This window comes from uncultured Methylobacterium sp., assembly GCF_964244095.1.
In the GTDB taxonomy this organism is placed as follows: Bacteria; Pseudomonadota; Alphaproteobacteria; order Rhizobiales; family Beijerinckiaceae; genus Methylobacterium.
This window is the reverse complement of the sequence record NZ_CAXTHR010000161.1, coordinates 1-9,201: the sequence shown is the minus strand read 5'-3', so window position 1 is coordinate 9,201 and position 9,201 is coordinate 1. Positions and strand designations below refer to the sequence as shown.

Below are 9,201 nucleotides of genomic sequence, written 5' to 3'. Positions count from 1 at the left end.
GGGAACGTCGCGGGCCGGTCGGTCGGGTCGCGGTCCGGCAGGGCGGCGGGCGCGAGGTCGAGCATCGCGGCGAGCCGGTTGCCGATTCGCGGCAGGCGCGCCACCAGCCCCCTGAACGGGCTCCCGAGCTTGGCGCCGAGTAGCGCCAAGCGGAACCGGTTCGGGTAGGGCAGCACGAAGGCCAGCACCGCGCGCAGCAGCCGGTCGTCGAGGCGGCGCGAGAACGTCTGCTCGATATGGCTGCGGGCATGATCGACGAGGTGCATGTAATGCACGCCGGACGGACAGGTGGTCATGCAGGACAGGCACGACAGGCAGCGGTCGATGTGGCGGACCACCTCGGCGCTCGCTGCCTTGGCCCCCTCCAGCATGTCCTTGATCAGGTAGATGCGCCCGCGCGGGCTGTCGAGCTCGTCGCCGAGCAGCAGGTAGGTCGGGCAGGTCGCGGTGCAGAACCCGCAATGCACGCAGGTGCGCAGGATCTTTTCCGAGGTCGCCATCGCGGGGTCGGCGAGCTGAGCAAGGGAGAAGTTGGTCTGCACGGCGCGTCCTGCTGCGTCTTCTTCCGGGCCGATGGCGTCGGCGGTCCGGATCGGTCCGCCTTCCTTGCCATCCTTTGAGAGCGACCGCGATGCGGCAGCGAGGCTTCGGGCAGGTCAGACCCCCGCATACATCCGCCCCGGGTTGAACACCCCCGCCGGGTCGTGCGCCGCCTTGATCCCCAGCGTCACCCGCATCAGCGGTTCGGAGAGCGGCTGGAACACCGGCACGGCCGCGCGCACGGCGTCGGGCGCGCGGATCAGCGTCGCGTGGCCGCCCTGCTCGGCGAGGGCCGTGCGGACTGCCTCCGCGCCGGCATCGCCCCCGGCCGGGACGGCGAGCCAGACCAGGCCGCCGCCCCAATCGTAGAACCAGCGCGCCGGCAGTGCCCGCCCGATCGCGGCGGCGAGCGCCGGTGCCCGCGTCGGCGCGGTCGAGATCCGCCACACCGCCTCGGTGGTGCCGGCGAAGGCCGTCGCGTCACGGATCGCCGTCCAGAGCGCGGCGCCGGGCTCGCGCTCCACGACCTCGGCGGCGCCGAACGGCCTGAGCAGCGTGCGCAGTTCACCGAGGCGGTAGTCCAGCGACTCCGAGAACCCTTCGAGGCGCATCAGCGTGCGGGCGTGCGCGCCTTCGAGGCCGGCCGGGAGGTGGGCCGCGCCGGTCAGCTCGAACGGCGAGCCGAGGGCAGCCGACAGAGCCGCGACCGCGCGGGCATCGTCGAGGCCGGAGAACACCAGGGTCGCGACCCGCTCCTGCACCGGCAGCACCTTGAACGTCACCTCGGTGAGCAGCCCGAGGGTGCCCCAGGCGCCGGCCATCAGCTTCACGAGGTCGAGGCCGGTGACGTTCTTCATCACCCGGCCGCCGGACTTGATCGCCTGCCCGCGCCCGTTGACGAAGCGCACGCCGATCAGGCTGTCGCGCGCCGCACCCGCGTTGATGCGCCGGGGGCCGGCATTGTTGGCCGCCGCCACCGCGCCGAAGGTCGGCTCGCCGGCCGAACTCATCAGCGCACAAAAATCCACCGGCTCGAACGGAAGCATCTGGCCGCGGGAGGCCAGCAGCGCCTGCACCTCGGCGAGCGGCGTGCCGGCACGGGCCGAGACCACCATCTCGGCGGGCTCGTAGAGGGTGACGCCGGACAGTCCGCGAGCGGACAGCGTCGCCGCGTCCTGCGCCGGGCGGCCGACCCCGGCCTTGGTGTTTCCGCCGACGAGGCGCAGCCGCTCGGACCGGCCGGCCGCCGCGCCGACGATCTCGGCCGCCTCGCCCTCGTCGCGGGGCTCGTAGGGTCGCATCGTTTCCTGCCTCGTCGGGCGCCTTGGTCGGCATCCCTTGGGCTTCGATCATGCGGGATCGCGCCCGCCTTGCAAAGGGACGCGCGGGTGGCGCCCGGACCGGTCCGGCCGTCACTCCGCGGCGACGGGATGGGCGGGGCGGAACAGGGTCTCCATCCGGCGGCGCAGGCCCGCGATGTCGAAGGTCCACACCAGAGCCGCGTAGAGGCCCGCGCCGACGGGCACGCAGAGGCCGAGCGCCGACGGCGGGTCGAGGTGACGCAGCGGCACGAGCGCCACCGCCATCGCGCCGCAGGCCACGCTCGCCGACGCGATCTCGCGCCACGGCAGACGCAGGCGGTCGCGGCCGGCGAGCGCGCGCACGGCGAGCCACGCGAAGGCGGCCACGAGCCCGAGCGTCTGCGCGAGCGCGATGCCGGCGCTCCCGAGGATCGGCGGCAGGACGAGGAGCCCGAGGCCGTTGCCGGCGAGCCCGATCGCGGCCGCCGCGATCACCGGCAGGGTGCGGCGGCGGATCTGGAAGATCGGGTTGATCGCGAAGAACATCAGCGCGAGGCAGAACAGGCCGGGGATCAGCAGCGTCGCGTAGAGCGCGAACGGCCCGCGATAGGCCTCCGGCACCACGAGCGCCTGAAGGGCGGGCAGCACCGCCCAGAAGCCGACGGCGCAGGGCAGCAGCAGGGCGAAGACGGTGGCCGCGTTGTCGGCGACCTGCCGCTCGGCCGCCGCGCGCCCGTGCTGCTCCTCGGCGCGCACCGCCAACTGGAACAGCAGCAGGTCCAGTGCGGTGCCGAGCATCGTCAGGCTGCGCGAGGTCACGTCGGCGGCGAGGGCGAAGTAGCCGGCTTCCGCAAACCCGGACTGCGCCGCGATGGTGCCGCGGTTGAGGACGGGTAGGATCTGGTAGGCGGCGTTGGCGGCGATCAGGGGCAGGCCGTAGCGCAGGAACAGCCGCCACGTCGCGCGCATCCGCGGGCGCTCGAACGCCGTGACCGGATCGCGCAAGGGGCGGCGCAGGATCAGCACGGCGAGGAGCTGGCTCAAGCCCGCGGCCGCGAGCACCCAGGCCGGCTGCGGTAGGTACCAGGCGGCGCCGGCCATCAGCGCGAAGGCGAGCACGTTCTTCACGGCGACCAGCCCGAAATACAGCCGGCCGTCGAAGCGGGCGCGGGCGAGCGCGGCGTGGTAGTCGAACACGCCGATGCCGAGCGCGGCGAGCATCGCCCCGCAGAGGATCGCGCCGCGCCCGTCAGGACCGTCGCCGACGCCGAGCCCGCCGGCCAGGGCCGCGGCCGCGAACAGCAGCAGCGCGAGGATCGCGTAGGCCCGGTCGAGGCCGTGGCGAATCCACGGTTCACCCGTGCGCACCCGGCTCGAATAGAACCGCGTCGCCGAGAGCCGCAGCCACTCGAACAGCACGGTGTTGACGACGATAGCGCCGGCGGTGGCGAGCGCGAACCGGCCGAAATCGGCAGGGCCGAGCAGCTTGGCGATGAGCAGCCCGAGGACGAAGTTCAGCCCGGCATTCAGGACGAAAGCGGCGATCACGGCCATGGGCTAAGCCTTCGGGGACGAAACCGGCGCGGGCCGGCTCGTGGCGCCGGTCTAGCGCGCAGCCGGTAAGATTCCCTGAATCCGGCATCAGCAGGACGCCACGAGACGGCCCGGCGACATCGCCGGTTCCGGTCCCCTCCGCGTCCCCTCACTGCACGATCGCCTGACGGACGGCTGCTCCGCGAAGGCGGGCCGGATCGAGGCGGACGGTGACGAGACCGCGATGCGCAGAAAGCTCCGCGACCGGGCCGGCGCTCGGTGAAGCGCGCCCTAAACCTTTGTGTGGTCGCATTTTCTTTACGCGAGCCGGTATCCACCTCGCTGGAAAATGTTCTAACCGCTCCGGCGCTGCCGGGGCCGGCCCAGCGCCGGGTCGGATTCGGCATCGGTCAGCAGCCGTTCGTAGCGCCACGCCTCCATCCCGTCCTCGTAATAGCTTTCCCGCACCGCGAAGCGCCGGTAGCCGCGCCGTTCGTAGAGGCGCAGGCCCGCGCCGTTGTCGGAGCGGACCTCGAGGCGCAGCCGCGTGCAGCCGTGGCGCCGGGCCTCGTCCTCCACCGCCTGCATCAGCCGTCCGCCGAGCCCGAGCCCGGCCCGCGCGGACGAGACCGCGATCGAGGACAGGCGGGCGCTGCGGCTGTTGCGGCGGCGCTCCAGGGTGGCCGCGCCCACGAGCACGCAGGCGCCGTCGTCGTCGCGGAGCAGGGCCACCAGGACGCTCATCGTCTTCGAGAGGATCGCGTGGCGGATCGCCCGGCGCTCGGCCCGGTCGGTGGCGAAGGTCGCGTGCTCCAGGGCGACGAGGGCGTCGAGGTCGTCGAGGCGGGCGGGGCGCACCGTCAACCCGCCGGCTGCCGCGCGGCTCACGCCGTCCACCGCGGTGCCGGGTATGTCGCCTCCGCCATGAATGCCCGCCGCGTCCCTGCTGCCGCTGCCGTATCCGTCGCGCTCCCGCGCGGCGGCCCGCGTGAGATGCGCCCTCCCCGGCCGCTTGGAAAGCCCGCGCGCCGCGCGCCGCCGCGTTTGTGCAACAGGTCGGCGAAACGCTGGGGATTCCCTGGGCCGCCGCATCGAATGTCCCTTGTGGCGGGGGGCGGCGATCCGTATATCGCGGTTGCCCAATTTCGCACGTGCCTGTGGCCGCGTGTCGGTTGGTGGGCATCCGGTCAACTGCCGGACAGCCGCCAGGGGTCTTAAAGGATCGATGGTCGACAGGGTGGATCCCTTTCGGCCGGCATCCAGGTGGCGACACCGGACCCCGACAACAACCGGCAGCCGGAGGCGAAACCGGCGAACCCCGCTCTCCACGGGGGACGCAGCTTAAAGCAACGACGAACGGGCTTTTTTGGTCTCGTCGGCCCTCCAAAGGCCGGCACCGAAGAGGCTTGTTTCTCCTTGCCCGGCGTGCGGATGGGAAATCCCGTCCAATCCACGGCAGCTTCCGGGTGTGCCTTGCGCCCGCACGGACCGTCGCGTCTCCAAAGCGCGCGGGTTCGCGCGACGCATCGACCCCAGACGCCGGCGGTCCCTTCGGGCCGTCACATCTTCGACGGCGCGCCCCGCATGAAGGGCGCCGCGAACCTGTGGGTTGAAACCGACATGACCGATCGCATCCGCGACTTCCTGCGCGTCCGCCGCGACCTCGGCCGCGACGAGGGCCCCGTGATGGTGCTCGACCTCGACGTGGTGCGCGACAACTACACCGCCTTCGCGCGCGCGCTTCCCGACACCCGCGTGTTCTACGCCGTCAAGGCGAACCCCGCCCCCGAGGTGCTGCGGTTGCTCGCCGACATGGGCTCGTGCTTCGACACCGCGTCGGTGGCCGAGATCGAGATGGCGCTCTCGGCCGGCGCCACCGCGGACCGGATCTCGTTCGGCAACACCATCAAGAAGGAGCGTTGCATCGGTCGCGCGCTCCGTCTCGGCATCCGGCTGTTCGCGGTCGATTGCGAGGCGGAGGTCGAGAAGATCTCGCGCGCCGCCGCCGCCTCCGGCATCGCGACGGAAGCCGTGCAGGTGTTCTGCCGCATCCTCTGCGACGGGGCCGGCGCCGACTGGCCGCTGTCGCGCAAGTTCGGCTGCGAGCCCGACATGGCCGTCGACGTGCTGGAGCACGCCCACCGCCGGGGGCTCTCGGCCTACGGCGTGTCGTTCCACGTCGGCTCGCAGCAGGGCAACACCGGAGCCTGGGACGGGGCGCTGGCCGCGGCCTCGGCGATCTTCCGCGAATGCGCGACGCGCGGCATCGGCCTGTCGATGGTCAACCTCGGCGGCGGCTTCCCGACGAAGTATCTCAAGCAGGTGCCGGGCGTGGAATCCTACGGCGACGCGATCTTCCGCGCGCTGACCCAGCATTTCGGCAACCGGCTTCCGGAGACGATCATCGAGCCGGGCCGCGGCATGGTCGGCAATGCCGGGCTGATCGAGGCCGAGGTGGTGCTGATCTCGAAGAAGTCGGCCGCCGAGGCCGAGGTCCGCTGGGTCTACCTCGACATCGGCAAGTTCGGGGGCTTGGCCGAGACCATGGACGAGTCGATCCGCTATCCGATCCGCACCGACCACGACGGCGACCGCATGAGCCCGTGCGTGCTCGCCGGGCCGACCTGCGACTCGATGGACGTGCTCTACGAGCGCGACCCCTATCCGCTGCCGGTCTCGCTCTCGATCGGCGACAAGGTGCTGATCGAGGGCACGGGCGCCTACACCACGACCTACGCGGCGGTCGCCTTCAACGGCTTCCCGCCGCTCCAGCAGATCGTGATCTGATCCGCGCAGCCGTGCCGGGCTCGAGCTCCGGCACGGCGTGATGCCTTGCTGAAACCCGCGGCTGTCCGCTCCGTTCGAGGCCCCGTCACGGGGCGCTCCCGACGGCTGCGCACGCCGCCCATGCGTCGCCACCGACGCGGAGGTTACGGCCGTGATCCAGATCCGTGCGGAGCACCATCGCGACGTCGCCGCGCGCGAGCACCTGCTCGATGCGTGCTTGGGCCCGAACCGCCGAGCCAGGACCTCCGAGCGCCTGCGCGAGGGTCGCCTGCCGGCGCGCGGCCTCGCCTTCGCGGCGACCCGCGCCGGCATCCTCGTCGGAACCCTGCGCCTGTGGCACGTCTTGGCTGGCGTCGGCCGACCCGCCCTGCTGCTCGGGCCGCTCGCCGTCGATCCGGCGCTCCAGGGCCAGGGACTCGGCCGCGTGCTGATGCAGGCGGGGCTTGGTCGCGCCGAAGCCCTCGGCCACGGCGCGGTGCTGCTCGTCGGCGATGCGCCGTATTACGCCCGCTTCGGCTTCTCGGATGATCGCGCGGCGGGCCTCACCCTGCCGGGACCGTTCGATCGCGCTCGTTTCCTCGGGCTGGAACTGCGCGCGGGCGCCCTGCGCGGGGCCGAGGGGCTGGTGCAGGCGACGGGCATGCCCGCGCCGGCGGATGCCGCCCTCCCCGACGCGGCAGGCGGGCGACGACGCGCTGCGTGATCAGGGTTCGGCGGGTCTCCGAGTCCAGGACCGACGTCCTGCACGTCTCAGCGGCCCCCCGGCTCGATCGCCGGCAACTCGTTCGGCCCGAGCGGCGAGCCGGCGGCCTGGGGACCGGCGACGCCGCGGGCACGGTTGGCGAGCGCCACGGTGAGCTTCTCGGCGGCCTCGGACTGCATCACGGCCAGCACCTCGGCCATCTTGCGCGGGTTCATCGCCAGGACGAGCGGCACCAGCACCTCGTGGCCAAGGCGATCGAAGACGCGGGCGGCGTCCTTCGGCTTCATCGTCTCGTACATCGTGACGAGGTTCTTCAGGCCGGCCTTCTCGGCGTCGGCCTTGCCCTTGCCCGAGACGTCCGCCTTCTCCTCCGCCTGCTTGAGGTCGCCGAGGCCGGATTCGAGCTTGCGCTCGGCCTCGCCGAGCATTTTTTCGCGCAACGCGAGCTCGTCGCCCTTCAGTTTGAGCGCGTCGCGGCGGGCGCCGAGCTTTTCCAGCAGCGCGCGCTCGGTCGGGGAGACCGGCTCCGGCGTCAGTGGCTGCGCCTGCGGCGGCGGCTCGGGCTTCTTCGCCTCCGCCTTCTCCGGCTCCTTGGCCGTGACCGACCCGGTCGTCGACGGATCGACCGGCTCGTAGCCGGTGCGCGCCTTGGCGAGCACCCGGGCGAAGGACGGCAGGTCGGAATCGGCCTGCGGGGTGTCCACCGTCATCGCGACGAGCTTCAGCACCAGCAGCCCGGCGGCGGCCAGCGTCACCGCATCGATCAGCCGGAGCCTCAGCGGGCGCACCGGCCGCAGGCGCGAGCGGGCGAGCGCCGTCCCGGGCTTCCGAGGCGCCGGGGCGCCGGGACCGACCGTGCCGGGCGGCCCTGTGGTCATGCGGCGCGGCTCCGGACGCGGTTGAGCGCGCGCTCGGTCATGGCGAGGGCTGCCGCGGCGGCGGCACCGAGGCGCTCGCCGTTCGGGCCCTCGGACGTCACGGTCTCAGCGGCGACGCGAACGGCCGGCCTCGGGCTCGCGGCGACGGGCCCCGGAGCGGGCTCGGCGACGCGGGCCGGGGCGCCCCGCATCTGCGTGACGATCGCGCCGATGCGCGCGATCACCCCCTCGCCGGCCTCGACCTGCGCCGCGATGTCGGCGGCATAACGCTCGGCGGTGCCGAGCCGCTCCGCGAGCGTCCTATCGCACTCGTCGAGGGCGTTGCGCAGGCCGGCGATGGCGCGCTCGGCGGTCTGGCTCGCCACCATCAGGTCGGCGATGGTCTGCCGCAGGGCGGCCTCGTCGCCCTTGAGCAGCACGATGCGCCGCGACAGCCGGATCGACGAAACGATCGTGGCGACGAGCAGCACCGCGACGAGGCCGTCGGCGGCCAGCGTGACCAGAAGGCTCATGACCGGGGGCTCCTCACGGGCTAGCCGTCGCTGCGGTTGTTCATCGACGCCTCGTAGGCCTGGAGCGTCGTGCGCGAGCGCCGCAGGGCGCGCGTCAGTTGCACGGCGATGCTGTCGTCGACCCGGCCGATCCGGCCCTGCGTCAGCGCCCACTCGCCGCAGCGGACGGTGATGAGGTCGCTGGGCTTGGCGTCGAACATCAGCGTGTCGCCGACCTTCAGCGCCATGACGCGCTTCAACGGCAGCATCATCTCGTGCAGCACCGCCTCCATCGCCACGTCCGCCTGCCAGATCTCGGTGGCGAGGTGCCCCTCCCAGACGTGGTCGCGGCCGAGCTTCTCGCCCATGAAGCTCTGCATGAGCAGTTCACGGATCGGCTCGATGGTGGCGTAGGGGAACAGGATCTGCAGCAGGCCGCCGCGCCCGTCCATGTCGAGGCGGAGCGAGATCAGGATCGCGGCGTTGGCCGGCCGCGTGATGGTGGCAAAGCGCGGGTTGGTCTCGATCCGGTCGATCGAGAAGCGCACCGGCGAGAGCGGCTGGAACGAGAGTTCGAGGTCACCGAGGATGATCTCGACCAGCCGGCGCACCAACTGCATCTCGATCGTCGTGAAGGGCCGCCCGTCCAGCCGGCTCGACGAGCCGCCGCGCTTGCCCCCGAGCAGGAGGTCCAGCGTCGAGTAGGCGAGGTTCGACTCGACGGTGACGAGCCCGGAATTCTCCCACGCGTCGGCCTTGAACACGCCGAGCAGGGTCGGCAGCGGGATCGCGTTGAGGTAGTCGCCGAAGCGCACCGAGGTGATGTTGTCCAGCGTCACCTCGACGTTGTCCTGGAAGAAGTTGCGCAGGCTCGTCGACAGCAACCGGATCATCCGGTCGAAGACGATCTCCAGCATCGGCAGGCGTTCGTACTGGACGACGCCCGAATCGACGATGGCGCGCACGCC

9 protein-coding genes are annotated in these 9,201 nt (G+C 72.2%); 2 read left to right on the top strand and 7 right to left on the bottom strand.

The genetic code is table 11. The features are described from left to right. From ACFE86_RS19200 to ACFE86_RS19185, 4 genes are all read right to left on the bottom strand, one after another. Nucleotides 1–542, bottom strand: a 542-nt coding sequence (locus ACFE86_RS19200) for a 4Fe-4S dicluster domain-containing protein (RefSeq protein WP_375456923.1), incomplete at its 3' end; no start/stop codon positions are given. A gap of 114 nt (nt 543–656) precedes the next feature. Then, entirely contained in the window at nt 657–1,841 is a 1,185-nt protein-coding gene (glcE, locus tag ACFE86_RS19195) for a glycolate oxidase subunit GlcE (protein WP_375456922.1), read from the bottom strand. A gap of 111 nt (nt 1,842–1,952) precedes the next feature. Next, nucleotides 1,953–3,395, bottom strand: coding sequence for a lipopolysaccharide biosynthesis protein (locus ACFE86_RS19190; RefSeq protein ID WP_375456921.1), 1,443 nt, complete (start codon nt 3,393–3,395; stop codon nt 1,953–1,955). A gap of 333 nt (nt 3,396–3,728) precedes the next feature. Then, the gene (locus ACFE86_RS19185) at nt 3,729–4,262 is read right to left on the bottom strand and encodes a GNAT family N-acetyltransferase (RefSeq protein ID WP_375456920.1); all 534 of its coding nucleotides are present in this window, start codon (nt 4,260–4,262) and stop codon (nt 3,729–3,731) included. A gap of 732 nt (nt 4,263–4,994) precedes the next feature. On the opposite strand from ACFE86_RS19185, the gene ACFE86_RS19180 reads away from it, so the two are divergent. Next, nucleotides 4,995–6,161 carry a type III PLP-dependent enzyme gene (locus ACFE86_RS19180; RefSeq protein WP_375456919.1) on the top strand — a complete coding sequence of 389 codons (1,167 nt, stop codon included), beginning with the start codon at nt 4,995–4,997 and terminating at the stop codon, nt 6,159–6,161. Between the two features lie 151 nt (nt 6,162–6,312). Beyond that, nucleotides 6,313–6,864: a GNAT family N-acetyltransferase gene (locus ACFE86_RS19175; protein ID WP_375456918.1), complete on the top strand. Its 552-nt coding sequence runs from the start codon at nt 6,313–6,315 to the stop codon at nt 6,862–6,864. 47 nt (nt 6,865–6,911) lie between these two features. Here the strand turns inward: ACFE86_RS19175 and ACFE86_RS19170 are convergent, their stop codons facing one another. The 3 genes from ACFE86_RS19170 to fliM form a co-directional block, all read right to left on the bottom strand. After that, nucleotides 6,912–7,742, bottom strand: coding sequence for a MotE family protein (locus ACFE86_RS19170; protein ID WP_375456917.1), 831 nt, complete (start codon nt 7,740–7,742; stop codon nt 6,912–6,914). Next, complete coding sequence (locus ACFE86_RS19165; protein WP_375456916.1) at nt 7,739–8,254, bottom strand: DUF6468 domain-containing protein; 516 nt, start codon at nt 8,252–8,254, stop codon at nt 7,739–7,741. Before ACFE86_RS19165 ends, ACFE86_RS19170 begins: the two co-directional genes overlap by 4 nt. A 20-nt stretch (nt 8,255–8,274) precedes the next feature. Continuing rightward, a partial coding sequence (fliM, locus tag ACFE86_RS19160) for a flagellar motor switch protein FliM (protein WP_375456915.1) occupies nt 8,275–9,201 on the bottom strand: 927 nt, incomplete at its 5' end.

Bases quoted from the DNA above. Each gene is read 5' to 3' on its own strand.
- glcE (WP_375456922.1), bottom strand. From the start codon at position 1,841: ATGCGACCCTACGAGCCCCGCGACGAGGGCGAGGCGGCCGAGATCGTC.
- ACFE86_RS19190 (WP_375456921.1), bottom strand. From the start codon at position 3,395: ATGGCCGTGATCGCCGCTTTCGTCCTGAATGCCGGGCTGAACTTCGTC.
- ACFE86_RS19180 (WP_375456919.1), top strand. From the start codon at position 4,995: ATGACCGATCGCATCCGCGACTTCCTGCGCGTCCGCCGCGACCTCGGC.
- ACFE86_RS19170 (WP_375456917.1), bottom strand. From the start codon at position 7,742: ATGACCACAGGGCCGCCCGGCACGGTCGGTCCCGGCGCCCCGGCGCCT.
- ACFE86_RS19165 (WP_375456916.1), bottom strand. From the start codon at position 8,254: ATGAGCCTTCTGGTCACGCTGGCCGCCGACGGCCTCGTCGCGGTGCTG.